At 62.1% G+C, this 24697-nt stretch carries 22 protein-coding genes and 1 riboswitch; of the genes, 4 read left to right on the top strand and 18 right to left on the bottom strand.

Annotated features, from left to right (window positions below):
- Positions 1 to 21: 21 nt before the first annotated feature.
- The 11 genes from RA20_RS02730 to miaB all read right to left on the bottom strand — a co-directional run bounded on the left by RA20_RS02730 (position 22) and on the right by miaB (position 10879).
- The gene (locus tag RA20_RS02730; protein ID WP_193748757.1) at positions 22 to 1113 is read right to left on the bottom strand and encodes an amidohydrolase family protein; all 1092 of its coding nucleotides are present in this window, start codon (positions 1111 to 1113) and stop codon (positions 22 to 24) included.
- Between the two features lie 52 nt (positions 1114 to 1165).
- A complete protein-coding gene (gene trmB, locus RA20_RS02725) occupies positions 1166 to 1939 on the bottom strand; it encodes a tRNA (guanine(46)-N(7))-methyltransferase TrmB (protein ID WP_039124390.1) in 774 nt (257 codons plus the stop codon).
- An 89-nt stretch (positions 1940 to 2028) separates the two neighbouring features.
- Positions 2029 to 2685: a COG3904 family protein gene (locus RA20_RS02720; RefSeq protein WP_039124388.1), complete on the bottom strand. Its 657-nt coding sequence runs from the start codon at positions 2683 to 2685 to the stop codon at positions 2029 to 2031.
- 223 nt (positions 2686 to 2908) lie between these two features.
- Positions 2909 to 4090, bottom strand: a complete 1182-nt coding sequence (gene metK / locus RA20_RS02715) for a methionine adenosyltransferase (RefSeq protein WP_039124386.1) — start codon at positions 4088 to 4090, stop codon at positions 2909 to 2911.
- Between the two features lie 8 nt (positions 4091 to 4098).
- Positions 4099 to 4148, bottom strand: a riboswitch (SAM-SAH riboswitch).
- A 61-nt stretch (positions 4149 to 4209) separates the two neighbouring features.
- On the bottom strand, positions 4210 to 5709 hold the full coding sequence (gene lnt, locus RA20_RS02710) for an apolipoprotein N-acyltransferase (protein WP_039124385.1): 1500 nt from the start codon (positions 5707 to 5709) through the stop codon (positions 4210 to 4212).
- Entirely contained in the window at positions 5706 to 6605 is a 900-nt protein-coding gene (locus tag RA20_RS02705; RefSeq protein ID WP_039124383.1) for a hemolysin family protein, read from the bottom strand. The genes lnt and RA20_RS02705 overlap by 4 nt, the downstream gene beginning before the upstream one ends.
- 22 nt (positions 6606 to 6627) lie before the next feature.
- Complete coding sequence (ybeY, locus tag RA20_RS02700) at positions 6628 to 7140, bottom strand: rRNA maturation RNase YbeY (protein ID WP_039124381.1); 513 nt, start codon at positions 7138 to 7140, stop codon at positions 6628 to 6630.
- A gap of 82 nt (positions 7141 to 7222) precedes the next feature.
- Positions 7223 to 8233 carry a PhoH family protein gene (locus RA20_RS02695; protein ID WP_039124500.1) on the bottom strand — a complete coding sequence of 337 codons (1011 nt, stop codon included), beginning with the start codon at positions 8231 to 8233 and terminating at the stop codon, positions 7223 to 7225.
- A 144-nt stretch (positions 8234 to 8377) separates the two neighbouring features.
- Positions 8378 to 8683, bottom strand: coding sequence for a hypothetical protein (locus RA20_RS02690; RefSeq protein WP_039124379.1), 306 nt, complete (start codon positions 8681 to 8683; stop codon positions 8378 to 8380).
- A gap of 13 nt (positions 8684 to 8696) precedes the next feature.
- On the bottom strand, positions 8697 to 9278 hold the full coding sequence (locus tag RA20_RS02685) for an OmpA family protein (protein ID WP_446720147.1): 582 nt from the start codon (positions 9276 to 9278) through the stop codon (positions 8697 to 8699).
- A gap of 278 nt (positions 9279 to 9556) precedes the next feature.
- Positions 9557 to 10879 (bottom strand): tRNA (N6-isopentenyl adenosine(37)-C2)-methylthiotransferase MiaB, encoded by a 1323-nt coding sequence (gene miaB / locus RA20_RS02680; RefSeq protein WP_039124374.1) that lies wholly within the window; start codon positions 10877 to 10879, stop codon positions 9557 to 9559.
- A 127-nt stretch (positions 10880 to 11006) separates the two neighbouring features.
- Between miaB and RA20_RS02675 the strand changes: the two genes are divergently transcribed.
- The gene (locus tag RA20_RS02675) at positions 11007 to 11876 is read left to right on the top strand and encodes a hypothetical protein (protein WP_039124372.1); all 870 of its coding nucleotides are present in this window, start codon (positions 11007 to 11009) and stop codon (positions 11874 to 11876) included.
- 243 nt (positions 11877 to 12119) lie between these two features.
- On the opposite strand, the gene RA20_RS02670 is transcribed toward RA20_RS02675, so the two are convergent.
- The 4 genes from RA20_RS02670 to RA20_RS02655 all read right to left on the bottom strand — a co-directional run bounded on the left by RA20_RS02670 (position 12120) and on the right by RA20_RS02655 (position 18708).
- The gene (locus tag RA20_RS02670) at positions 12120 to 12938 is read right to left on the bottom strand and encodes a MipA/OmpV family protein (RefSeq protein ID WP_082017896.1); all 819 of its coding nucleotides are present in this window, start codon (positions 12936 to 12938) and stop codon (positions 12120 to 12122) included.
- A 94-nt stretch (positions 12939 to 13032) separates the two neighbouring features.
- On the bottom strand, positions 13033 to 16185 hold the full coding sequence (locus RA20_RS02665) for an efflux RND transporter permease subunit (RefSeq protein ID WP_052248797.1): 3153 nt from the start codon (positions 16183 to 16185) through the stop codon (positions 13033 to 13035).
- A complete protein-coding gene (locus RA20_RS02660) occupies positions 16182 to 17333 on the bottom strand; it encodes an efflux RND transporter periplasmic adaptor subunit (protein WP_052248796.1) in 1152 nt (383 codons plus the stop codon). Before RA20_RS02660 ends, RA20_RS02665 begins: the two co-directional genes overlap by 4 nt.
- Before the next feature lie 4 nt (positions 17334 to 17337).
- Positions 17338 to 18708: a TolC family protein gene (locus tag RA20_RS02655; RefSeq protein ID WP_039124369.1), complete on the bottom strand. Its 1371-nt coding sequence runs from the start codon at positions 18706 to 18708 to the stop codon at positions 17338 to 17340.
- 209 nt (positions 18709 to 18917) lie between these two features.
- Here RA20_RS02655 and RA20_RS02650 point away from each other — a divergent pair, with 209 nt between their 5' ends.
- Entirely contained in the window at positions 18918 to 19646 is a 729-nt protein-coding gene (locus tag RA20_RS02650; protein WP_039124367.1) for a response regulator, read from the top strand.
- The gene (locus RA20_RS02645; RefSeq protein WP_039124365.1) at positions 19643 to 21019 is read left to right on the top strand and encodes an ATP-binding protein; all 1377 of its coding nucleotides are present in this window, start codon (positions 19643 to 19645) and stop codon (positions 21017 to 21019) included. The genes RA20_RS02650 and RA20_RS02645 overlap by 4 nt, the downstream gene beginning before the upstream one ends.
- A 72-nt stretch (positions 21020 to 21091) precedes the next feature.
- Here the strand turns inward: RA20_RS02645 and RA20_RS02640 are convergent, their stop codons facing one another.
- Together RA20_RS02640 and RA20_RS02635 are read right to left on the bottom strand one after the other, a co-directional pair.
- Positions 21092 to 21469 carry a DUF4345 family protein gene (locus tag RA20_RS02640; protein ID WP_039124363.1) on the bottom strand — a complete coding sequence of 126 codons (378 nt, stop codon included), beginning with the start codon at positions 21467 to 21469 and terminating at the stop codon, positions 21092 to 21094.
- Positions 21470 to 21494: 25 nt separating this feature from the next.
- Positions 21495 to 22418 (bottom strand): SDR family NAD(P)-dependent oxidoreductase, encoded by a 924-nt coding sequence (locus tag RA20_RS02635; RefSeq protein ID WP_039124362.1) that lies wholly within the window; start codon positions 22416 to 22418, stop codon positions 21495 to 21497.
- 134 nt (positions 22419 to 22552) lie between these two features.
- On the opposite strand from RA20_RS02635, the gene RA20_RS02630 reads away from it, so the two are divergent.
- Positions 22553 to 23473, top strand: a complete 921-nt coding sequence (locus RA20_RS02630; RefSeq protein WP_039124360.1) for a LysR family transcriptional regulator — start codon at positions 22553 to 22555, stop codon at positions 23471 to 23473.
- Positions 23474 to 23532: 59 nt separating this feature from the next.
- On the opposite strand, the gene qhpR is transcribed toward RA20_RS02630, so the two are convergent.
- Entirely contained in the window at positions 23533 to 24543 is a 1011-nt protein-coding gene (gene qhpR / locus RA20_RS02625) for an AraC-like transcriptional regulator QhpR (protein WP_052248795.1), read from the bottom strand.
- Between the last annotated feature and the right edge of the window lie 154 nt (positions 24544 to 24697).

The following is a 24697-nucleotide window of genomic DNA, read 5'->3' as shown; positions in this document are numbered from 1 at the left end:
GTTAGCAAAGTCCCTACAAAATCACCCCTGAAGGGTCCAGAGCGATTTGTCTTCGTCCCGTTCACCCAGCCAAACTTCCGGCCCGGTCTCAGCCAGCTGCCAGAACAACTCTTCCCCCAGTTTTTCGCGCAGCCGGATGCAAACAGCCCTTTCGCTCAGCTCTTCCTGGCGGGTCATATAGAAATCCGAGCCAAACAGAACCCGGGACCGAAGCCGTCGAGCCTCAAGGCTGCCTCCGGTCAGGATGAGTTTCAGGATCGGGGCAAGATCCTGAAAGTGGAACATGGTGTAGGAAATGTCAGTCCACAGGTTTGGGAATTCCCCGCTGCCTATCATCTCGCGGATCTGCACCATCCAGTTTTCATTGCCCCGGGTCGGCTGCGCTGCTGCATAGTCCACCCAGTCATCCTGGCCGCCAAAATGCGCGAGGCAGATCCGCATCTGCGGAAACCGGCGCAGCACCGGCAGATACGCCTTGGGCCTGGTAAAGGCGTCACCGCGGTAATTGCATATGCGTTTCCCTTGCACACCGCCGCGCGAGCAATGTGTCATCACCGGCAAGTTGAGGTCACTGACCAGAGGGTAAATTTCCTCCATCAGGTCCGGGTGGTCCGGGGCAAAACCCATGCGGGGATAGATTTTCAACCCTGCGAACCGCAAATCGGTCAGTGCCCGCTTGCATTCCTCAACGCTGCCGGGAACCAGCGGATTCACTGTTGCAAAAGGAATAACAGCCCCGCGTGCCTGCCGGGTGCTGCGCAGCCTGGCCAGCGCGTCGTGCTGTTCACGGAGGCTAACCGGCACTTCGCCGTGGCCAATGCAGCGCATATCCATCGGCAAGGCAATAAAGCGCGTATTACGGGGATAATGGGCGGCAACATCTGCAAAAACGCTCGCCTCATCCGGCAAGGCGCCCTGCTGCTGGAACTGGTACAGCCTGTGCAGCTTATCCGCCCATTCATCGCGGCCGGCAATCCGGGCCAGCCAGGACAAGCCCAGTATCAGGCTCGGATCCTTCCGGAATACTCTGGTCCACGCAAAAGGAAAGTTCCTGGGCACATGCTGCGCAGTAAACAAATGAATATGGCAATTGGTGATCCGCGATCCGGACATGGCAAATGGCTCCGTAAAAAACAGAGCCATAGTGCCACATCCGGCCTGCCGGTCAACGGCGGCGGAAAGTCAGGTAGTGCGGCGTGCGCCCCTCCCGCAGAGCCTTCTGCTCGTAGCGGGTGGAGATCCAATCTTCCCAGGGCTGCCGCCAGTCCTCCGGGCCTTCGGCCAGCCATTCGAAACCGGCCTTGGGCACCTCTTCCAGGGTCTGGCGCACGTAGTCGGGAATATCGGTGGCAACCCGGAAGATCGCACCGGGCTTCAGGCAGCGGGCCAACGGCTCCAGATGTTCCTGTGTCACAAACCGGCGGCGGTGGTGGCGGGCTTTGGGCCAGGGATCGGGATAGAGCAGAAAGGCGCGCGAGATAGAGGCCTCAGGCAGCACATCCATCAGGTCCCGGGCGTCGCCGGGGTGCACCGCGATATTGTCTGCGCCCGCGTTGCGGATCTTGCCCAGCAGCATTGCCACGCCGTTGATGAAGGGCTCCGCGCCGATGATGCCGGCATCCCGATTGCTGACAGCCTGATGCACCAAATGCTCGCCGCCGCCAAATCCGACCTCCAGCCACACGTCCTTGCCGCCGAACAGCGCCTCCAGGTCCAGCGGCTGGCGGTCCGGGTTCTCGTCCCAGCCAACGGCGCCAGGGCTGAGAGCGGCAAGGTCCTCGTCCAGGTAGCGCTTTTGACTGTCCTTCAGCGTCTTGCCCTTGAAACGGCCGTAAAAGTTCCGCCAGGGTGCGCCGCTGGCGTGTTTGTCTGCGGCATTGGCAGCTGCGGGCTTGGCTTCCGCGGATTGATCTTCGCGGGGCTTCTGGTCGCCGGACATGCGTCTGGCCTCCTGTTCAGGGCATCTTCAAAGGGCTGGCCGCTCCTCTGCCGCAAGCAGGCCCCAGGGTCAAGCCGGCGCCGTCCCGGTTACGGCTGCCGGTCCGTCATTACCCCCCGCAGCACACCCGCCGCGATCAGCCGCAGCCGGCTTGGAAACCACTCGCTGCCTGGCTCCGTGCGCAGCGTCTCAATCGCAAACCCCGGATCCACCCCGCGCGACACCATATAGCTCAGGTGGTCATACATCTCGCGCTGAGTATCCACATAAATCCAGGAGCCAAATTCGAAAGGCGTCGCCCATCGCTGCCTCTTGCGCTCGCTGCGATAGTACGTGTGCACTGCCGCAGCTGGCCAGCTGCGCTGATGAAACCCGATACGCGATCCAATTGTCATCCGCCGGCGGTTGCCGGCCAGGAAAACATCGACACAGGCACTGATGCACTCGCCGTCGACCAAAGTATCGAGCTCATGCTCCAGCACCAGCCCGGCGATCTCTTCGCCCGCAAAGACACTGCCGCCAATGCTGTTGAGCTGAAGTTCAGAAACATCCGGGTTCTGTTTCAGGATATCCCGCAGCCGCCCGATATCCTCATCGGAGATTTCGGCAGGCTCCCCCTCTTCCCCGGTCTCCGTGTCATAGACCAGCGTCCGGCCCTGCAGGCTGAATTTCTGCGGCAGCCCGTCTTTGGCCACAGCGCCTGACCCGAGGGTCAAACAGAAAAAAGCAGTCAGAACCCGCAGCATCACACCTCCGGCAGCCGAACAAAACACCCCCCGCACTATGGCCTGTCCTGCCTGCGCACTCCAGCCCTGGAAAGTCAGTCATTCTGCCCTAATATTTCGCGCGCAAAGCATCCGGCCCAACGGGTGAGGCGTATTCACTGAATGCGACGAACCGGGCGGGTGCCTTTCTGCCAACAAAAAGGGCGGACCTTGCGGCCCGCCCCCTTGCTTGAAATGTCCAGCTTCAAACGGCTTTCTTCAGCGCTTCGGCCAGGTCGGTGCGCTCCCAGCTGAAACCGCCGTCAGCTTCCGGATCGCGGCCGAAATGACCGTAAGCCGCGGTCCGCTGGTAGATCGGCTTGTTGAGGCCCAGATGCTGGCGGATGCCGCGCGGGGTCAGATCCATCACCTGATCGATTGCCTTCTCGATCGCCGCTGGCGCAACTTCGCCAGTGCCGTGGGTATCTGCATAGATCGACAGCGGCTTGGAAACGCCGATCGCGTAGGACAGCTGGATGGTGCAGCGCTCAGCCATGCCGGCAGCCACCACATTCTTGGCAAGATAGCGTGCAGCATAGGCCGCCGAGCGGTCCACTTTGGTCGGGTCCTTGCCCGAGAAGGCGCCGCCGCCATGCGGGGCCGCACCGCCATAGGTGTCGACGATGATCTTGCGCCCGGTGAGGCCTGCGTCGCCGTCCGGTCCGCCGATCACGAATTTGCCGGTGGGATTCACATGCCATTCGGTGGCATCGGTCAGCCAGCCCTCAGGCAGGGTTTCACGGATATAGGGTTCCACAATCGCGCGGATATCGGCCGATGTCAGGCTCTCATCCAGATGCTGGGTCGAGAGCACCAGCGAGCTCACGCCCACCGGCTTGCCGCCTTCATAGATCACGGACAGCTGCGATTTCGCGTCCGGGCCAAGCGCAGGCTCGGTGCCATTCTTGCGCACTTCGGCCAGGCGGCGCAGGATCGCGTGGGAATACTGGATCGGTGCCGGCATGAGCGCCGGAGTCTCGGTAGTGGCATAGCCGAACATGATGCCCTGGTCGCCGGCACCTTCGTCCTTGTCCGCCGCGGCATCCACGCCTTGCGCGATATGCGCCGACTGCTCATGCAGCAGGTTGGTCACTTCCACGGTTTCGTGGTGGAACTTGTCCTGCTCGTAGCCAATGTCCTTGATGCAGGCACGGGTGATCTCGTCGATCTTGCCCATGTAGTCGTGCAGCTTGTCCTGGTCGGAGAGGCCCACCTCACCGCCGATGACAACACGGTTCGTGGTGGCAAATGTCTCGGCCGCCACACGCGCTTCAGGCTCCTCCGCCAGGAACGCGTCCAGCACGGCATCGGAAATGCGGTCGCAGACCTTATCCGGGTGGCCCTCGGAAACCGATTCCGAAGTGAAAGTGTAGTTCAAACGGGTCATGTGAGATGTGCTCCATTGGGGTTCAGCCTGCCACGCCAGGAAGCCGTTGTGGCAAGGGTCAAGCCGCATTACGCGGCGCGGCCGCGCCGGTCAATCTTTATTCCGATAAAGTTAAGCAGCTATGACCGCGGTGCAAGACTGCGGCTGCTTGCAGCGGCGGCAACTGCACCGAACAGACACAGCAGAAAAACCGGCCAGTCGCCACTGCGGCTGTAGAATGTCGGCGGCAGCGGTTCCGGCAGCACCGCATCGATAGAGCCCGCCTCTCCCAGGGCCAGGCTCTCGAGCAGCCGCCCGTCCGGCCCGATCATTGCCGACACGCCGGTGTTGGCGGCGCGGATCATCGGCATACCCTGTTCCAATGCCCGCATCTGCGCCTGCACCAGATGCTGATAGGGGCCGGAGCGGGTACCGAACCAGGCGTCGTTGGTGATCTGCACCAGCATCTGCGGCCGGGATGCTGCGGCATTCACATCCTGTGGAAAAACAGCCTCGTAGCAGATCAGCGGCAGCGCCGTGCCAACCGGCAGGTCCATGATCTGCGCTCCCGGTCCGGCGGCATATCCCGCCCCCGCCTGCGACGCAAAGCCGTAGATCCCGAACCGGGCCATGACATCACCAAAAGGCACATATTCACCAAAGGGCACCAGATGCGCCTTATCATAGGCAGCAGCCACCTCTCCTTCGCCGTCCAGCAGCACAGCGGAATTGTAATAGGCACCGGCTTCCTCCCGCTGAATACCCAGCAGTACCGGCACCCCGGCGGCGCGTTCCGAGATGGCCCGCAGCGTATCTCCGGCATAGTTCATGAGCTGCGGCACTGCGGTTTCCGGCCAGACGATCAGATCCGCGCGCGGCTCCTCTTCCGAGAAGGCAACAGCGCGCCGGACAAACTCCCAGCGGTGGTCGGGGTGCCACTTGAGGTCCTGCGGGGCGTTGGGCTGGACGATTCGCACGGTTTTACCCGTCATCGCTGCCTCCGGCGGAGCAGGCACGGCGAAAACAGCCGCCGCTGCCAGGCCCAACGGGATCAGGCCAGCCGCAGCATTCTGCCGCAGCAAGACCAGCGGCAGGAAGGCGGCCAGCGTCAGCAATGCAAGCCCGTGCGGACCTGCCCAGGGCAGAATATGCGCCGCCGGGGTTTCCACCCAGAACTGGCCAAAGGCAGCCCAGGGAAAGCCGGTGAGCAGGTAGGCACGGGCAAACTCAGCCAAGGACCAGGCGGCAATCAGCATCGGAATCCGCCATGCGCCGGCGCTGAACCGTGCCGCCAATCCAAAGGCAGCGCCCCAGAACAGCGCCAGGCCGGCAGCCAGGAACACCAGCGCAAACGGCGCCATCCAGGCGTGGCGTTCCGGGTCGATCTGAAACGGCTCGATGATCCAGGACAGGCCAAAGGCAAAATACCCCAGTCCGAACAGCCAGCCTGCCAGCGCAGCAGAGCGGGCTGAAGCGGTCCTCAAGATCAGCCAGCCGGCTAGCGCCAGTGCAACGGGCACACCAGGCAGGATGTGCCACGGGGCCAAAGCCAGCGACAGGAGCGCGCCGCCGCCAAAGGCCAGCGCAGCAGGCGCCAGCCGGAGCTGGCGCGCGGCCCGGCGCAGCCCTAATGAGATCATGCGGCGGCGTCCGGCAGCCGCACCCGCAGCCGTTTGATCCGGCGCGGGTCGGCGTCCATGATTTCGAACTCAGCACCCTCAGGGTGTTCGATCACCTCACCGCGGGCAGGCACACGGCCCGACAGCATGAAGACCAATCCGCCGAGCGTATCAATCTCCTCCTCGTCCACGTCGTCGTGGCTGGTCAGGGAATGGCCGGTCTCAGCCTCGAAATCCGGCAGCGAGGTGCGGGCCAGAGCCACATAGCAGCCAGGCTTTTCCTCGAACCAGGTTTGCAATTCGTCAGCGTCGTGCTCGTCTTCGATCTCGCCCACCACCTGTTCGATCAGGTCCTCGATGGTGACAAGCCCGTCGACACCGCCGTATTCATCAATCACCAGTGCCATATGGCGGCGCTCGGCCTGCATCTTGGTCAGCAGCACACCAATCGGCATCGACGGCGGAACAAACAGCAGCGGCCGCAGCATGCGCGAAAGCTCGAACTCTGCGCCATCGCCATTGAAGCCATGCGTGAGAGAGAAGTCCTTCAGGTGAACAAAGCCCAGGGGCGTGTCCAGCGTACCCTCGTAAACGGGGATCCTAGTGAAACCGCTTTGGCGGAAGATTCCAACCAGATCCTCCTTGGCAACCGTGACCGGCACCGCGGAAATTTCGGCTGAGGGGATCGCGACGTCCTCAACCCGCATCCGGCGCAGGTTGATCATGCCATGCGGCTGGGAGCCCGGCGCAGGCTGGTCGCTGCCGGCTTCCGCCTCGTCCTGCGTCTCAGGGGTGAACGCGCCAAACAGCCGCGCCCAGAAACCGGTTTTTTCAGTGGCCGGAGCTTCTGCCGCCGTGCCGTTCACGTTCTGCAGCGCGCCCTGCGCCGCGTTAGAACTGCCTTCTATGTCGCCCATCTTTCCAATCCAAAAGCCCCGCTCAGGAGGCGTCCTCAATCATATATGGGTTCGCGATACCCATTTTGCCAAGTACCAGGACCTCAATCCCTTCCATCAATGCGGCATCGCGGTCACGAATGTGATCGTATCCCAAGAGATGCAACAATCCGTGAACAATCAGATGGCGGGTATGATCTGCCAATGGCTTGCCTGCTTCTGCAGCTTCGCGGGCGCAGGTGTCATAGGAGATTGCGATATCGCCCAGTGCAATTTCGCCGGTAAAATCAGCTTCGGGCGGCAACGGAGCGCTGCCATCTTCCTCAGCGGCCAAATCTTCGGCTGGCCAGCTCAAGACATTGGTGGCTTTGTCCTTTTCGCGGAACTCGGCGTTCAGCTCCGCGATGCGCAGGTCATCACAGGCCAGCAGCGAAATTTCGCACTCCTCCGGGTCCAAGGAAAAATGCGCCAGCACAGCTGCCACGGCCTCACCGGCCAGCGCGTCAAGCCCGGCGTCCTGCCAGCGGCTGTCTTCGATGGTAATGTCGAGCGTCATGGCGCGCCTGTCAAAGCGGGGGCCGGCCCCCGCACCCCGGAGTATTTCCGGCAAGATGAAAGGAGCGCGGCGGATTCGGGCCTCAGGCCGGTTCGGAGTCCGCGTCATAAGCCTCGATGATCGCCGCCACAAGGGGGTGGCGGACCACGTCGCGGGCTGTGAAGTAATTGAAACTGATCTTGGGGATCGACTTCAGCAGCCGTTCGGCATCGGCCAGTCCGGACTGCACTCCGCGAGGCAGGTCGACCTGCGAGCGGTCGCCGGTAATCACCATCCGCGAGCCCTCGCCCAGACGGGTCAGAAACATCTTCATCTGCATGGTGGTGGCGTTCTGCGCTTCATCCAGCACCACAAAGGCATTCGAGAGCGTGCGGCCGCGCATAAAGGCCAGAGGCGCAATTTCGATGCGCTTGTCCTCGATCAGCTTGGCCAGCTGCTTGCCCGGCAGAAAGTCGTTCAGCGCGTCGTAAAGCGGCTGCATATAGGGGTCGACTTTGTCTTTCATGTCACCCGGCAGGTAGCCGAGCTTTTCCCCGGCCTCTACTGCAGGCCGCGACAGGATGATGCGGTCGACATGGCCGGTGATGAACATTGAGACGCCGACAGCCACCGCCAGGTATGTCTTGCCGGTGCCGGCCGGGCCGATGCCGAAAGCCAGTTCGTTTTCGAACAGCGAATGCACATAGGCCTTTTGCGCCTCGGTGCGCGGCTCCACCAGTTTCTTGCGTGTCTTGATCTCGACCCGGCCGCCGCGGAACATCTGCAGCTGGCCGTCAGGTTCCGCGTCATCTGTATCGGGGTTCATCCGCAGCTCGCGGTCGATATCGCCGCTTTCAACGCTGCGGCCTGTTTCCAGCCGGTCGTAAAGCGCGGTCAGCACCCCCGCGGCCTGTTCACGCGCCGAATCCTCGCCCATCACCGACAGCTGATTGCCGCGGCGGACAATTTGCACGCCCAGTTTCTGTTCGATGTCAGCCAAGTTGCGGTCGTATTCGCCGCAGAGGTCGATCAGCAAGCGGTTGTCGGGAAATTCCAGAAGCACTTCATGGGTGGCGGTCTGGTCTTGCGCGTCATTCAGGGCACCGATGGCCAAGCTGATCTCCTTATTCCGGGTTTGTACTTTCAGTTTGCCCGGGCCGCACCGTTTGCGCAAGCAGGCGCGGCGGAAATTCACTCAATTGAAACAAAACAGCCGCCCCCGGGGGGGGCGGCTGTCAGCTTGAAAGGTCTGCACTGGTCAGATCGGGTCGGCGAACGTCGACCCTTCCTTGAACGGGCCGGTGGCGACGTTGGGCGGCAAGTCGCTGTTGCATACCGGCAGGCCGTCCGGCGTGCGGCGCAGGTCCGCGTAGCCTTCCAGGCCGTCGTCAATGATCCAGTGCTCGCAGCCCTGCGGGTCAACCCAGATGCCGGCTGTGAGGTTCGACAAGTCCAGCGATCTGCCGTCAGCGACATGCCCGTCAGTGGTCTTGTCCAAGGCTGGCGAACAAGCCGAAACTGCAGCGGCAGCGGCAAAGAGTACAAGTGTTTTACGCATCAGCATGGTCTCTTCCCCCTCAGCGCAGGCAGTAAATTTCAACGCGGCGGTTCTGCGCCATGTTGGCGGCGCTGGTGTTGGGCACCCGCGGGTCGCGCTCTCCGTAGGCGCGGACATCGTTGATCCGGGCACCGACTGACCGGGCCACCTGGGCCACCGCATTAGCGCGGCGTTCGGACAGGCGGATGTTGTACTCATCCGAGGCGCGGCTGTCTGTGTGGCCTGCGATCACAAAGGAGCGCGCGCCGTTGGTCTTGGCTTGCTGGAAGAACTCACCCAGGCGCTTGCGGCCCGCGGCATTGATGAAGTGCTTGTCGGTCGCAAAAAACTGGTCGGTCGGCATCACGCCGCAGATATTGCCTCGGCGGCAGACCGGCTTGCCGTCCGGGGTCACATGCGGAGTCATGAATCCTTCGGCGCCATCATCCATCACCCAGTGCTCACAGCCATCCGGATCGACCCAGATCGTGGGAATGTAGCGTTCGCCCTTGATGACCCGCTGATTTTGCGCGCTGGCAGGCGCGGCAGCGATGCTGAATGCGGCCGCGGCCGCGGCCGCGGCAGCCAGCGCAATCGCCTTGTTCAATTTGAGTGTCAACACAACCAGATTTCCTTCACCTAAGTTCCCCCAGGGTGTTTGCCGCAAAGCTGCCCACCGCTCAGGCCATTAGAGCCAAACTACCTGAAATTGATGCAGTATACCTGCTAAATTAAGCGATATTCCGCGCAGATTAAGCACAAACGCCGAACACTCAAAGCGCCTAAGGGCAATTGTTCCCGAAACCGATGCAATCAGGACTCACCTGCCCAGCCCAGGCACGCGAAAAAACGGCTGCCCGGGCCGGGCAGCCGGCGAGATTCGGGCCGGGACGAAGTGTGTTATCCGATCAGCTCGCCCGCCAGCGAATTGGCGCCGGAGGACACGATCCGCACCCGGGCCAGCTCACCCACGCCGCGGCTGCAATCGGCTACGTGCACCGCGTGCAAATAGTCGGATTTTCCAACCATCTGGCCCGGCAGACGACCCGCCTTTTCAAACAGGACGCCAACCTCGCGGCCGACCATGCTGTCCTGCACCTCGCGCTGCTGCTTGGTCAGCAGGGCCTGCAGCCGCTGCAGCCGGTCATCGGCAGCCGCCGGATCCACCTGCGCGCGCTCTGCCGCCGGGGTGCCGGGGCGGGTGGAGTATTTGAAGGAATAGGCGGTGCCGTATTTGACTTCTTCCACCAGATCCATGGTGGCCTGAAAGTCCTCCTCGGTCTCTTCCGGAAAGCCAACGATGAAATCGCCGGAGATCAGGATATCAGGACGCGCAGCACGGATCCGCTCTATCAAACGGAGATAGCTTTCAGCGGTATGCGAGCGGTTCATCCGCTTGAGTATTTTATCCGAGCCCGCCTGCACAGGCAGGTGCAGATACGGCATCAGCTTGGCGCAGGTGCCATGCGCCTCAATCAGGTCGTCCTGCATGTCGTTCGGGTGACTGGTGGTAAAACGGATGCGCTCCAGCCCGTCGATCTTGTCCAGTTCCCAGATCAGCTGTGCCAGGGTCAGGTCCCCATTGGCCCCTGCGCCGTGATAGGCATTCACATTTTGCCCTAACAGGGTGATTTCGCGCACACCGCGCTCCACCAGGTCCCGGGCTTCGCGCAGGATACGGTCCGCCGGACGCGAAACCTCGGCGCCACGGGTATAAGGAACGACACAGAAGGCACAGAACTTGTCGCAGCCTTCCTGAACAGTCAGAAACGCCGTCGGGCCGCGCTTGGCCTTGGGGCGGTTCTTGAGTTTTTCGAATTTGTCTTCCTCGGGGAAATCTGTGTCGAGCACCTTCTCCCCTTCCCGCGTCTTTGCCTCCATCTCGGGCAGGCGGTGGTAGCTTTGCGGGCCGACCACCAGGTCGACCAGCGGCTGGCGGCGCATGATTTCCTCGCCCTCGGCCTGCGCGACACAGCCGGCGACACCGATCTTCAGGTCCGGTTTTTCGGCCTTCAGCCCCTTGAAGCGGCCAAGCTCGGAGTAGACTTTCTCGGCTGCCTTTTCCCGGATATGGCAGGTATTGAGGAGGATCATGTCGGCGTCATCCGCCGATTTCGTCTCCACATAGCCCTCGCCGCCCAGCGCCTCGGCCATGCGTTCGCTGTCATAGACATTCATCTGACAGCCATAGGTCTTGATAAACAGCTTCTTGGGCGCGGTCATGCGGGTCAGCCTTCCAGCCAGGGTGGGTAAACAGCGGCCTGCCATACAGGCAAATGCCGCTGCTTGCAATGAGGCCGCAATTACCCGATTTTGAGCGCAAAGGCCAGAAAGGCAGAGGCACACGGGCATGATGTATTCTTCGCTGGAGGATTTCCTGAAGCAAGGCAAGGCGCTGCTGGCCAAGGGGCCGGTGGCGCTGGTCTTCATCGAGGACGAAGTAGAGATCGCCACCACCCTCCGCCACCATTTGCAAAGCGGCTTCAAAGCTGTGGTTGCACTGATGCCAGATGCCTTTGACCTGCCGCAGGATGTGCGCAGCAAAGTGCACAGGGTACCGTTTGACTGCGGCCCGGAGGGCGCGGTGACCATGGCCGTCAACGCGGTTACCGCCACAGCGAAGCCTGGCTGCTGGCTGTATTACTGCTACAACGCAGAGTATCTTTTCTACCCTTTCTGCGAGACCCGCAGCGTTGGCGAAATGCTTGCCTTTCACACCGAAGAGCGGCGTGACGCAATGCTCAGCTATGTGATCGACCTATATGCCGGCGATCTGGAAACCAGCCCGACCGCGGTGTCTCTGGAGGCCGCCTATCTCGACAAGTCCGGTTATTACGCCCAATCGCGCAAAGACCCAGAGACCGGCCACCCGCGCGAGCGGCAGCTGGATTTCTTCGGCGGCGTGCGCTGGCGGTTCGAGGAACACATCCCTGCAACCAGCCGCAAGATCGACCGGATTTCTCTGTTCAAGGCCAAACCTGGGCTGGAACTGCAGCCGGACCACACATTCAATGATCAGGAATACAATACCTATGCCTGTCCCTGGCACCACAACCTGACCGCGGCGGTCTGCTCCTTCCGCACCGCCAAGGCGCTAAAGCGCAATCCGGGCTCGACCTTTGATATCGAGACCTTCCGCTGGCACAACTCAGCACCGTTTGAATGGCATTCCCGCCAACTGCTGGACCTGGGACTGATGGAACCGGGGCAATGGTTCTGATCTGACAGGCAGCTATGTTCCCGGCCGGCGCAGCGTTACCGGAAAAAAGCAGCGCCCCCTTCTCTCTCCGCCCTGCCCGCCCGTGCGGCCTCGCACACAGGCGCGGCAATTCCGCTTGAAGAACATTCAGGCGGCATGGCTGCGCAGCCTTTGCAGGCGAAACCCAGCATTATCAAGCCGAAGAGAAGAAGGAGGCGTGCCACCGCCAGCATCCCCTTTCTGGAGGTGGAAGGGCCGGCAGGATCAGAAGCGGTAGACGCCGAACAGGCCAACTGAGGTGCCGCTGGTGTCGCGCACGATGGTGCTGTCCTTGGCATCACCGGTCAGCTGCGAATAGGTGACCATGCCGCCAACACTGAAACGCTCCGACACCGGCACCTGGATACCAATGTCCAGGTTGATCGCATGGAAACCGCTGGCAGCGGTGTACTGGCCCAGACCGGAGGCTGCGGATTGCGCCGCGGTGACCCCGTAGTAAGTGCCATTGAAATCGTCATTGCCCCAATCGGCGGAGATACCGGCGGTCAGCACAGGCCCCAGGTCCAGGGGTGAACCGCCATCCTCGAGGCCGGCAAAGGACGCCCTCCCCGTGAGGACACGCAAGGGCACCATGCCTTCGACGCCAATGGTGGCGCTCAGCCCCTCGGAGCCCTTGGAATATTTGGTCATTTCCAGATAGGGTGTGACCGGCCCAAGCTCGTATTCCAAACCAAGGTTGTAGGTGATGCCGCCATCGATATCGCCCAGACCGCGCAGGAAAATGCTGTCGCTTCCCTTGCGGCCGTCATCATAGCCGATGGACGCCGAAAGGCTGAAATCCTCGGTGTTGAAAACATAGCCGCCGATGCCGCCCGGTCCGATGAACAGGCGGTCGCGCCAGGTCAGCTCAAACATCGGGAAACCAGAGGTCGTGGTTTCGCTGGAGCCCAGGAATTCCGGCTCCCAGAAAACGCCCGCACCGATGCTGCCTTCCCAATCGCCTTCGGCCTGCACCTGGGTTGCTGCCAAAATCGAGATCGCCGACAGCCCGGCCCCAATCATCTGTTTTTGAACAGGTTTCATTTTCTGCGTGATCCTTTTTGAAGATTTCGGGCGAAGATCTAAAAGCGGGGTGTGCCGCAATGATCCCGGGATGCGGCGAAAGTGTATAAAAGTGTCACGGTGCTGTTTGTGCCTCAGCCCGCCCGGTGTTCCGGCGGTCCAGAATGGCGGGGAAACGCGCGCTCAGGCTCAGCAGGACCGGGATCAGGATCAGCGTGATCAGGGTGGCAAACAGCACCCCAAAGGCCAGCGACACCGCCATCGGGATCAGGAACTGTGCCTGTTCCGAGGTCTCCAGAACCAGCGGGATCAGCCCGGAAAATGTGGTGATCGAGGTCAGCATCACTGCGCGGAACCGCGAGGTACCGGCCTCAAGCAGCGCCTCATAGACCGGCAGGCCCTCATGCCGGGCTGCATGGTATCGGCTGACCAGCACCAGCGAGTCATTCACCACAACGCCGCTCAGCGCAAGGATGCCGAAGAAGGACAACAGCGAAACCGGCAGACCGGTGGCAAGATGCCCCAGCACCGCCCCGACAATGCCGAAGGGGATCGCCAGCATGATGATGAAAGGCTGGGTGTAGGACTTCAGCGGGATCGCCAGCAGTGCATAGATCAGCATCATCCCCAGCACAAAACCGCTGCTGAGCTGGCTGGTGGCCTCTTCTTCTTCCGCCGCTTCTCCCGAGACGGTGATTGTCAGCCCGCTGTATTCGGCACGCAGACGGGCAAAGACAGTGGTCTCCAGCCGCTCGACAACTTCGGTCACCGAGGCAAGGTCTTTATCAACCTTGGCAGAGACTTCCAGTGTGCGGGTGCCGTTGATGCGTTTAAGCTCCAGCAGCGTTTCGCGCTGGTTCAGCCGCACCACCGTGTCCAGCGGCACGGTTCCGCCCGCCGGGGTGCGCAGGCGGATGCGGTTCAGATCGCTCAGGCTGTCGCGCTCATTTTCCGGATAGCGGACCCGGACCTGCACTTCCTCGCTTCCGCGCTGGATCCGCTGCGCCTCAAATCCGAACACTGCGTTGCGGATCTGAGTGATCACCTCGCGGTTGGTCAGGCCCAGCGCCTCGCCCTCCGGCAGCAGCTCAAAGGACATTTCGAGGGTCTCATTGTCGAGATCGGTGAGAATATCATAAAGCTCGGGCATCCCCTGCAGGGTCTGTTGCAGGCTGGCCAGCGCGGCCGCGGTTTCAGCCGGATCTTCCGAACTGAGGCCAAAGCGCAGATCCTCGACGCCATCGTCGTCCGAGAACAGCTCCATCTGCCGGACACCAGGCGGCATCCCGGCCGCGGCACGCCAGCGCTCGACCAGCTCATCCGAGCCGAATGGCCGTTTGGTGCTGTCAATCAGCCCGACGGAAATGACCAGTTTTTCAGCCCGGGTGGAGGAGACGTAGTAGCTGGTCACCAGCGGGTCCTGCATCCCATGCTCTGCTTCAAGGGCTTCAACCGTTTCCAGCAGGCTGCTTTCGAACAGCCCGGCGATTTCCCGGGTCCGGGCAGGCGGTGCACCGCTGTCCAAGGTCACATCCATATGCACCTGGGTCGAATCCCGGTCGGGGAAGAAATTGGTCTCGACAATGCCCTGCGCCATCAGACCGAGGGCAAACAGAAAGCTTGCCGCAAATACCATCACCGCTTGCAGCTGATGCGCCAGGGCGGTGCGCAGAAGCGGCAGATAGAGGCACTGAATTGTCCAGGCCATTCCCTGCTCAACGGCTGCCTGCAGCTGTTGCCAGGCGCGGGCAAGCGGATGCTTTTTGGGTTTCCGTGAAACATCCATACCAGCCAGATGCGCCGGCAGAATGAACTTGGATTCCACCAGCGAGAACAGCAGGCAGAGGATGACCACTACGGCAATGATCTTGAAGGAGCCGCCAAAGTCGCCTGAGATCGTCGTCAGCGGGTAAAACGCCGCCACTGTTGTCAGCACCCCAAAGGTTGCCGGGGTCGCCACTTCCAGGGCGCCGCGGATGGCGGTGTCCACTCCTCCGCCATGCTTGCGCTTATGAGCATAGATGTTCTCACCGGTGACGATGGCATCATCCACAACGATGCCCAGTGTGATAATGAAGCCAAAGGTCGATAGCGCATTGAGCGAGTAGTCGAACCAGTCCGGCCCCATCAGGTAAAGCGCGCCGGCAAAAGAGACCGGGATACCCACCGCCACCCAGAAGGCGACGCGGATATCGAGGAAGAGCGCCAGCATCACAAAAACCAGCGCCATGCCGGTCAGCGCATTCCTGGACATCAGCCCCAGCCGGTCGCGGATCGACTGGGCCTCGTCCAGCCAGGTTTCCAGCGTAACGTCCGCCGGCATCCAGGGGGCGGCGCGCAAGGCTTCCAGTTCCTGCTGAACGCTGTCCGAGGTTTCGGTGATCGAATCCTTGCCGATCAGCTGCACGTCCAGCCGGATCGAGGGCTCCCCTTTGTAGATCGACAGAACCTGGCCGTCTGCAAACCCGTCCACCACGCGGGCGACATCCTCCAGACGCACCACGCCGCCATCAGGTGACACCCGGATGCGGGTCTCCAGCAGATCGCGTCCGAAATAGGCCTGGTTGCGGCTTTGCAGGCTGAGGGTGCCGTTTGCCGCCTCCAGGGTTCCTCCCGACAGGCTGACCGACTGCCCCTGCACGGCCTGCGCAACCTCTTCGAAGCTGAGGCCATAGGCGCGCAGTTTCTCCTCCTGCAGTTCAACAGTGATTTCGGACGTGCGGGCGCCTTCGGTGGTGACCTTGCTGACCGTGGGCAGGTCCAGCAGGATTTCACGGGTCCGGCGGGCGGCCTCCTTCAGCGTAGCGTGATCCTGCCCCCCCATAAGCTGCACATAGATCACGTGGCGCTCTTCCTGCTCCAGCGCGATGGTGGTGCTCTCCACCTGCGCCGGGAAGGTGGTGATCGCGTCGACCCGGTCCTTGACGTCCGATTTCAGCCGCTCCATCGGGTAGTCCGGCAGGCTCTTCACCACGATTTCTGCGGAGTCAGCGGTGATGGTAGAGGTGATCTCTTCGATCCCCTGCAAGCCGTTCAGCGCCTGTTCCACCTTCACTGCTGCGCCTTCCTCGGCGTCTTCGGGGGAGGCGCCGTTGAAGCTGACCGTGACAGTGACATTGCGCGGCGGGTCGGCCGGGAACCCTTCAGTGCGCATGCCGATGCCGGTGACCAGCCCCATCGCCAGGATAATCAGCATCAGCAGATTGGCGGCGACGCTGTTCCGGGCAAACCAGCCAATCCAGCCTTCGGAGCGCGCGCGCGCGCTCATTGCATGGATCCTTCTGCGGTGCTGGCAGCGCGCAGAGCCGCACCTGGCCGCGGTTCGGAAACGATACGGGACTGCACTGCAGCGCCCCGAAGATAGCCGCTGCGCGGAGCGGCCAGCCGGAGTTCTTCCGCAGCGCCTTGAGGCGGTATGATGTAAGCTACGCCGTTCGCGGTAAAGACGGGGTCTGCCTCAAACGCCTGCAAACGGTCCTGCGGTGTCAGATACCAGACCTGCCCCTTTGGCGAGATCAGTCCCTCGGGAACTGCGTAAAGCGCGTCATGGCGGCGGCCCTGCAGCTTGATAGTCACGAACTGCCCCGGCATTACGCTGGCACCCGGCTGCATTTGAATGACCGCATTGATCCAGCGGTTTTCTGTATCGACCGAAGGGTCAATCCGGACCACCTGGCCCTGCCAGGTTCCCCCTTCGGCGCTGCTTAGCACTGCCTTGGCACCGGCTGCCGTGCCCAGCTGCGCAAACTGGCTGGCACTGAGCGGCGCGGTGGCCTCAAACACGCTGGTGTCAAAGACTTCAGCAATCTGGGAGCCGGCCTGCACCACTTCGCCCGGGTTCAGGCTGCGGCTGGCTACAACGCCGTCAAAGGGTGCAGTGATGCGGGTCTGCTGCAGCTCGTATTCGGCCTGGGCCAGCGCAGCGCGGGCCGCGTCAACCGCGGCGCGGGCCTCGGCCAGCTGCGGCTGGCGCAATGTCAGCCCGGAGGCCTGGCCGCCAAGCCCCGAGGCTTTCCAGTTCTCCAGCGCCAGCTTGCCGCGCTGCTCCTCTTCCAGCAGCGCCCGTTCCGCGGTGGCCAGTTCTGAGCGCGCTGAAGCGGCTGCGCTGCGGTAGGTGCTGTCTTCGATTTGGGCCAGCAGCTCGCCCTGTTGGAAGCGGGCACCGGTCAGCAGGCTGCTGCTGACGGAAACCACCCGGCCGCCGACTTCGGCCGAAAGGCGGCTTTGCCAGCGGGGACGGACCTGGCCGTGAGTGGTGACCGTGGCTCGCCGCGCCTCCGGTTTCAGGATGTGCACGTCCGCCAGCATCTGCTGCGGCGCCTCAGTTTCCCCGGCGGGCGGGATCTCGTCTGCGGGATAGGCCACAAAGGCAGCAGCAGCGGTCAGCACGGCCGCGCCAATCCAGTTCTTGAGCATCGCACTAAACTCCTTTTCCCAGCGCCAAGCCCAGGGCGACGCGGTTCTTCAGCCGTTCATTGCGAACCGCCAGCAGCTGGCTTTGAATGTCGAAGACCGCCCCCTGGGCGCTCAGCAGGTCGAGAATGGTCGAAAGGCCCGAGCGGTAGCGGGTTTCAAACGTCGATTCGGTGGCGCGGGCATGGGTGACAGCTGCCGCCAGCCGGGCCTCGCGCCGGGCCAGGATCCGTTCCTGATCCAAAGCCCGCTCGACCTCCGAAAACGCGATCAGCGCGGTTTGCAGATAGGTGATCAGAGCCTGATCGGCACGGTTCTTGGAAGCCTCGATATTGGCCTTGCGCCGCCCGGCCTCAAAGATGGGCGCAGTCAGCGCCGAGGCCAGCGACCAGACCGTGGCGCCATGGCTGAGAGCACTGAAGTCATTGCTGGTGCTGCCGAATTGCCCAGTCAGCGAGATCTGCGGCAAAAGCTCTTTCTGGCTGACCGCGATACGGCGGTTGGCTGCCACCGCATCCTGCCAGGCGGCCTGCATGTCGGGGCGCTCCGTCAGAACCGAAAGCGGCACTCCCGGGGCCGGCGCTGCCTTGAGACGCGGGAAGCGGGACGGGATTGCAAGGTCGTTATCCGGATACTGGCCCAGCAGCAGCTCCACAGTGCGCACAGCGTCATGCGTCAGACCTTCGTTCAAAGCCAAGGCAGCCTGGGACAGGGCGACGTCCCGCTCGATGGCGGAGAGGTCATCCAGGGTGCCGATACCCGCACGGAAGTTGGCGCGGGTGTTCCCGGCACTGGCGCGCAAGACTTTCAGGCGCTGGGCCTCCAAGCTTTGCTGCTGCTTTGCAGCCACCGCATCAAACCAGGCTTGCATCAGCTGCGCTGCAATCGAATCCTGCAAGGCCTTGTGACGGGCGGCCTCAGCCGCGCGATCCGCCCGGGAGGCACGGCGGCGGTCAGCTTGGCGGCCCCAGAGATCGACCTCCCATTGGACATCAAGCGTGGGAGAGATGCTCTCCCCTGCCCCGCTGCCGCGGCTCGCATTCACATTGCCGGACAGCTGCGGCCATGCATCCGCGGCAGTTACCGTAAGGTCGATGCCGGCCAGTTCCAGCCGTTTGGCCGATTGCCGGAGATCCAGGTTGCCGCTTAGCGACAGGGCAACCGCAGCCCGCAATGCGGGGTCATCAAATAGATCCAGCAAGCTGCCGGTGATCTGCCCGTCCGAAGGCGTCAGTGCTGAGAATTGCGCAGGCGCATTCAGCACCTCCTGGGACGGCGGAAGCGCCACCGGTTCCAATGCGCTGCAGGCCGTCAAACCGGCGGCGGCCAGCACGGCACAAATGGAGCGGGTTCTTATTGTCTTGGGGCTGCCGCCCATGCTCTGTCCTTTGCCTGCCCGGGCGCGTTGCGCCGTCGTTGGTCCGGCAGGTAGGCAGCCAATGTCGCCGTTTTGTGCCAGCGGCGGGGGAAATTGTAAAAAAGTATGCCAACGGGCGGGGCTGGCACAGCTGGTGACAATTGAGCAATTCTTTTTACTGCCCATTGGCGCTAGTCTCAGCTGCGGACAATTAGCAAAACTTAGGGCAGATGGCCGTGCAGGAGCCGCATATTCTGGTCGTGGACGACCACAAGAACATTCGCGAGCCGCTGGCCGACTACCTGAAGCGCAACGGCTTCCGCGCCACCACGGCAGCCAATGGCACCCAGGCCTATGCGGCGCTGAAAACGGCGCAGATCGACCTGGTCGTGCTGGACATCCTGATGCCGGGTGAAAGCGGTTTGGATATTTGCCGCCGCATCCGCGAGACTCGCGACATTCCGGTGATCCTGCTGACGGCGGTCACGGACGAGACCGACCGTATCGTCGGACTGGAACTGGGGGCTGACGACTATGTCACCAAGCCGTTCAACCCGCGCGAGCTGCTCGCCCGGATCCGCGGCGTGCTCAGACGGGTGAACAGCCTGCCCAAGCAATACTCGGGCCTCTCCGACGGTTACATGCAGTTTGGTTCCTGGCAGCTGAACATGAGCCAGCGGCAGCTGACGCGGACCAGCGGCGCAGGCGAAACCGTGGAGTTAAGCAGCGTCGAGTTCAAACTGCTGGCCACCTTCCTGCAGCATCCGCGCATCGTGCTGTCGCGCGACCAGCTGCTGGACCAGGTGCGCGGCCGTACGGGCACAGTGTTCGACCGCAGCATCGACAACCAGGTGAGCCGCCTGCGCAAGAAAATCGAGGACGATCCCAAGAAGCCCGAATTCATCAAGACGGTCTGGGGCGGCGGCTATACCTTTGCCTGCGATGTGGTGAAGCTATGAGGCTGCTGCCGCGCAGCCTGGCCGGCTATCTGATTGCCGCGACGGTGATCGCAACCGTGCTGACACAGACGCTGATCACCGGCGCCCTGCTGTTTTATCAGGACGAGAAGTTCGACAAATACGAGGACCAGTACTTTTTCCAGAAAATTGTCAGTACCGCGGACTATCTGAACAGCTCGGCCGCATCTGCACATAACCGCATTCTGGAAACGGCAAGCAACGATGAAACCACCTATAGGGTGGCAGCGGCTCCGCAGGGTGAGGTGCCCCTGGAAGACTCCCCGGATGCCCATGTGCTGCGGGAATACTTCGGAGAGCAAAATGTTCTGACCGAAGTCCGGACAATCAATATCACCGACCTGTGGTGGATCATGTTCGGCGACGCCGCGGAAGTGTGCGTGGTGCCTCTGTATGACACACCGACAGCGGCCGAGTGCCCGTTCTGGACCATTTCGGTGCAGCTGGCAGACGGCAGCTGGCTGAACGTGCGCACATTCGCCAATGCCGATTTCAGCATTTACCTGGCGCCCTTCGCCCTGTCGGTGCTGACCTCGCTGCTGGGCATCGGCGGCAGTGTAACCATTCTGGCCCGCAAGATCACCCGGCCGCTGCGCGACCTGTCCAGCGCCGCCGAACAGCTGGGCCGGGGCGAAACCGCCCAGCCCATTGCAGTTACCGGCCCTGCCGAAGTGGGCAGAACCGCCGAGGCCTTCAACCAAATGCAGGAGCGGCTGACCCGCTTTGTCCGCGACCGCACCGCGATGCTGGCCGCGATCAATCACGATCTGCGCACCCCGATCACATCGCTGCGGCTGCGGGCCGAGTTTATTGAGGATGACGAGCTGCGCGAAAACATGATCGAAACCGCCGAGGAAATGCGGACCATGGTCGACAGCTACCTGGCCTTCTCGCGCCAGGAAGCGGCCGAGGAGGAGCCTCAGCCAGTCGATCTGGCGGAAATGCTGCAGGATCTGGCGCGCGAAACCGAAGCGGCAGAGCTGGTACAGACCGTGCCCTCGGTGACGCTCTGCCGCAAAGTCTCGATCAAGCGGGTGTTCCGCAACCTGATAGGCAATGGCATCAAATACGGAACCCGGGTGCGGATTGCGCTGAAGCAGGGGCCAGAGCAGGTCACAGTGGAGTTCTGCGACGACGGTCCCGGCATTCCGGCAGACATGTACGAGGAAGTCTTTGTGCCCTTCACCCGGCTGGACAGTTCACGGGACGTGACAGATGGCAGCGTCGGACTGGGGCTGTCGATTGCCCGCAGCATTGTGCGCAAACATGGCGGTGACATCATCCCGTTCCAGGATGCAGGCGGCTTTGGCATGCGTGTGGTGCTGCCCAACAGCCCGGCCGCCGCCCCAGCCTGAGCTCGCCGCACCGGAATTCTGCAGGGTTCGCGGCCAGGAAGATTGGCAATTCCTGGCCGTCTGCAGCAACCGTTACGCCGCAGCGCCCTGCATATGTGCTGTGGTCAGCGCGGCGGCCAGCACCAGTTCGATCACCAGCGGCGGCACGACTTGCGTGTCGAAACCATCAAAGGCCATGCTGATCAACCGGCCGGCAGCAATGGCAGACATCGTCACAGCCACCGGGATGAACCACAGGGTCAAACCGGTCAGCTGCCCCGCTGCAAGCATGGCGGCGCAGGACAGAAACATTCCGCCCATCGCCGAGCGGATGGTGCTGAGCCCCACTGGTCCGGTGGTCCCGACGCCAAAGATGCCGGCCATCCTGCCGGGGCTCAGCATCGACATCAGCCCCAGTCCAGCCAGCATCAGCGTGCCCAGTCCGATCACGGTTTGAAGTGCCAGTTCCATTTTTCTTCTCCTTTGCTAGGCGGGCTCAGATGAACCGGCGCACCGCCATGTTTGCGTTGTCCTGGAACTCCGGGTTGCCGTAACCTGCGGTCCGGCTTTCCTGATCCACCACCGGACCTGTCGGAAACTTGCCCTGGCTAGCGTAGAACCGGCCGGTCTTGAATTTTGCGTCCAGCAATCCGTCGACATAGCGTTTGGCGCCGGTCTCAATCCTGTGCATCATGCCGAGCCTTGGCATCAGGACACCGCCGATGTGCTTGAAAAACAACCGCTTGAAAAACGGCAAATCGTCAAAGCCCGAGGTACCGGTGGTGCCGCCCGGGCTCATGGTTACAAAGCGGATATGGGAGTGCTGGCGGGCCATCGACGCCATCCACATCGCCGCCTGCAGCTTGACATAACCGTAAGCCACCATCGGGTCCGGTTCGTCCGCAAATCTGCTGCCGTCGATCACGGCCGCGTATTCGGCTACGGATGAGGTTTTCATCTCCGGCACCGGCATGCCCATCTTCGGAATTCCGCGGGCCGCTTCGGAGCCTGCATAAAGCACGGTGGAGGTCAGCAGCTGCCGCTCCAGCAGCTCATCCACCAGCACCACATGGCCCAGCACGTTGACCGCAAAGATATGGCTGACGCCGCTGTCTGTTTTTGCGAAAGGCGTTGTGCCGCCGCTGCCGCCGGCATTGAGGATCACCGCATCAACCGGCGTTTCCAGCTTGGCCACGGCTGCGCGGACCGTGTCCGGCTTCATCACGTCCATCAGGATAATCTCAAAGATCTTGCGGCCGGTCGCAGCTTCCAGCTGAGCCTTGGCTTCCTTTGCCTTAGCCTCGCTGCGGCAGGCCAGATAGATCTTCCGGATACCCTCCTGCATCGCCAGCTGCCGGGCGCTTTCGCGGCCCAGGCCGGCATTGGCGCCGGTGATGAGAACGGATTGGATAGTGTTCATGACAGTCTTCCCTCTATGGCTGCGGCACCGCCTCCGGTGCCTTTGCAGTAGAGTTAGGGTGGTTGAGATCTGCGCTGTAGACGGGTAGAACTGAACACCGTGTCTCAAAAGTGAACCACTCAGAGAGGGCGGACATGACCCTGCAGGAAAGCCATTCGCTGAATTGGGACGATCTGAAATACTTCCTGGCTGTGGCGCGCTGCGGCACGCTCCGGGGCGGGGCTGACAGTATCCAGGTGAACCATACAACGCTGGCCCGCCGCCTCGCGGTGATGGAAGAGAATGTCGGCTCGCGCCTGTTCGACCGCTCCAAGGCCGGGCTGGCTCTGACTCAGCTTGGCGAGGACCTGATGCCCTATGCCGAGCGGGTCGAAGAGGAAATGACCGCAGCTTCCCGCATCATCGTCGGTCGCGACGCACTGCCCAGCGGCACTATCTACCTCACCCTGCCGCACGGGCTGGCGATGACCTCGGTCATGGATGATCTGGCACTGTTTGCTGAACGCTATCCCGACATCAGTCTGAACATGCGGTTCAGCAACGAAGTGGCCGATCTCAGCCGCCGCGAGGCAGATGTCTCCTTGCGGATTGCCGATCAGGTCACCCAGGATGTTGTCGGGCGCAAGCTGGTGCAACTGTCGCAGGCTGCCTATTGCTCCAAGGATTATGCGCAGCGGGTACGGGACAACGGCGGCGAGGGGCTGTCTCTGATCGGCTGGCACGAGCCGGAAGGGGACACCACCGCCAAATGGGTCCAGCAAAGCTGCTACCCCAAAGCGCTGCTGCGCCACCGGGTCTCGGATATCGTGCCGCTGATTACCCTGGCGGCCTCAGGCCTGGGAATGGCCTATCTCGCCTGCTGTCTGGGCGACCGCCACCCCGGTCTGATCCGGGCGCCGTTCCAAAAGCCCAAACCCTACCGCAGCCTGTGGCTGCTGCTGCACAAGGATTTGCGCAACACGGCAAGGGTCCGGCTCTTTGTCGATTTCCTGGCAGGGCGGATCCAAGCCAGAAGAAACGAATTCTGGGTTGCAGGGACAAGCCGGGAAGGCTGACCGCCTCCCCTGCGCCGCCCGGCAGCCCGAACACTGCGGCACATCCCCGGCCGGGAATATCAGACAGGCGTTTGTTTCCGGTATTGGCTGGGCGTAGCCCCCTCCTGCTGCCGGAATGCCCGCTCAAAAGCTGAAACCTCGGAGTATCCGAGCATCTCCGAAATGGCCTGAAGCTGCACGCCGGGTGTCAGCAGCATCCGCTTGGCGATTTCCATACGGCAATCAGCCAGCAAGCGGGAGAACCTTTGCCCTTCATCCGCCAGCCTGCGCCGCAGCGTCCGGCGCGACATGCCCAGCGCCGATGCGACAGTGGTCTGTTCAAAGTTTTCGCGCCCGATACGCATCAGCAATTCCCGGCGCACCCGCACCGTCACCGGCGCGGCGCGCTCGCTTTGGCGGGCTAATTTTACAATCTGCAGCGAAGCTTCCTTGAAGGCCGGATTTTCGCGGCCGGCAAGCGGCAGATCAAGCAGGCATGAGGAAAACACCAGCGTGTTTGAAGGGGCCGCGACCTGCACCGGACAGCGGGGGCCTGCCGTGTTCTGAGCTTGCAAAGCACTTGATTCGTGCTCCAGGGTCAGCAGTTCCGGCCGCCAGTCCGGACCGCTTGCGGATTTTATGAGGCTATTGAACACGGACAGTGTCAATTCCGCGTCCTGCTGCCTCGGCCAGATGCCGGTATCAAGGATCCGGTACGTCAGAAACGCCTTGTCCGCTTCGACGGTCAGCCGCATTTCCGAGTCGCTTTGCACTGCAGGAAAGGCATTGCGGAACAGCAGCAAGGCGGCGCCGAGCGTTGGTGCCTGTTTGATGAATTCCCCCAGCAATCCAAGATTTTGCAGGTCAAAGACAGTCCCCACCCGCCAGCCGAAATCAGGCAGTTCCAGATCATTGGCAGCGTGCTCGCAGAAATCCACGAATTTCTTCAGGCCGATCTCCCCGTCCAGATCCTCAGGGCTGATCCGGGCACTGCGGAAAATCGAAGCAGAATTGCCGTTCATGAACTCCACCGCACGCAGCGGATCGTTCAACGTCGTGGCCGAAATACGGGGCTGATAATTGTGTGGCATCGCGCATTTCCTCAGGATTGCGCCAGAATACCTCAAATTTCCGCCATTCCAGAAAAATCACCGCAAGCTGCACCGCTGTCCCCGATTCTGTCCGGAAATGTCGTCTTCTTGTCCGGATGCGTCCGCCACAAACACCGCCTGACCGGGGCAGCTT

This window comes from Leisingera sp. ANG-Vp, assembly GCF_000813725.1.
Classification (GTDB): domain Bacteria; phylum Pseudomonadota; class Alphaproteobacteria; order Rhodobacterales; family Rhodobacteraceae; genus Leisingera.
This window is presented reverse-complemented; position numbering and strand designations above follow the sequence as displayed.

What these genes read in the sequence shown, in the direction of transcription:
- RA20_RS02730 (WP_193748757.1), bottom strand. Translation starts at nt 1,113, where the DNA reads ATGTCCGGATCGCGGATCACCAATTGCCATATTCATTTGTTTACTGCG.
- trmB (WP_039124390.1), bottom strand. Translation starts at nt 1,939, where the DNA reads ATGTCCGGCGACCAGAAGCCCCGCGAAGATCAATCCGCGGAAGCCAAG.
- RA20_RS02720 (WP_039124388.1), bottom strand. Translation starts at nt 2,685, where the DNA reads ATGCTGCGGGTTCTGACTGCTTTTTTCTGTTTGACCCTCGGGTCAGGC.
- metK (WP_039124386.1), bottom strand. Translation starts at nt 4,090, where the DNA reads ATGACCCGTTTGAACTACACTTTCACTTCGGAATCGGTTTCCGAGGGC.
- lnt (WP_039124385.1), bottom strand. Translation starts at nt 5,709, where the DNA reads ATGATCTCATTAGGGCTGCGCCGGGCCGCGCGCCAGCTCCGGCTGGCG.
- RA20_RS02705 (WP_039124383.1), bottom strand. Translation starts at nt 6,605, where the DNA reads ATGGGCGACATAGAAGGCAGTTCTAACGCGGCGCAGGGCGCGCTGCAG.
- ybeY (WP_039124381.1), bottom strand. Translation starts at nt 7,140, where the DNA reads ATGACGCTCGACATTACCATCGAAGACAGCCGCTGGCAGGACGCCGGG.
- RA20_RS02690 (WP_039124379.1), bottom strand. Translation starts at nt 8,683, where the DNA reads ATGCTGATGCGTAAAACACTTGTACTCTTTGCCGCTGCCGCTGCAGTT.
- miaB (WP_039124374.1), bottom strand. Translation starts at nt 10,879, where the DNA reads ATGACCGCGCCCAAGAAGCTGTTTATCAAGACCTATGGCTGTCAGATG.
- RA20_RS02675 (WP_039124372.1), top strand. Translation starts at nt 11,007, where the DNA reads ATGATGTATTCTTCGCTGGAGGATTTCCTGAAGCAAGGCAAGGCGCTG.
- RA20_RS02670 (WP_082017896.1), bottom strand. Translation starts at nt 12,938, where the DNA reads ATGAAACCTGTTCAAAAACAGATGATTGGGGCCGGGCTGTCGGCGATC.
- RA20_RS02665 (WP_052248797.1), bottom strand. Translation starts at nt 16,185, where the DNA reads ATGAGCGCGCGCGCGCGCTCCGAAGGCTGGATTGGCTGGTTTGCCCGG.
- RA20_RS02660 (WP_052248796.1), bottom strand. Translation starts at nt 17,333, where the DNA reads ATGCTCAAGAACTGGATTGGCGCGGCCGTGCTGACCGCTGCTGCTGCC.
- RA20_RS02655 (WP_039124369.1), bottom strand. Translation starts at nt 18,708, where the DNA reads ATGGGCGGCAGCCCCAAGACAATAAGAACCCGCTCCATTTGTGCCGTG.
- RA20_RS02650 (WP_039124367.1), top strand. Translation starts at nt 18,918, where the DNA reads ATGGCCGTGCAGGAGCCGCATATTCTGGTCGTGGACGACCACAAGAAC.
- RA20_RS02645 (WP_039124365.1), top strand. Translation starts at nt 19,643, where the DNA reads ATGAGGCTGCTGCCGCGCAGCCTGGCCGGCTATCTGATTGCCGCGACG.
- RA20_RS02640 (WP_039124363.1), bottom strand. Translation starts at nt 21,469, where the DNA reads ATGGAACTGGCACTTCAAACCGTGATCGGACTGGGCACGCTGATGCTG.
- RA20_RS02635 (WP_039124362.1), bottom strand. Translation starts at nt 22,418, where the DNA reads ATGAACACTATCCAATCCGTTCTCATCACCGGCGCCAATGCCGGCCTG.
- RA20_RS02630 (WP_039124360.1), top strand. Translation starts at nt 22,553, where the DNA reads ATGACCCTGCAGGAAAGCCATTCGCTGAATTGGGACGATCTGAAATAC.
- qhpR (WP_052248795.1), bottom strand. Translation starts at nt 24,543, where the DNA reads ATGCCACACAATTATCAGCCCCGTATTTCGGCCACGACGTTGAACGAT.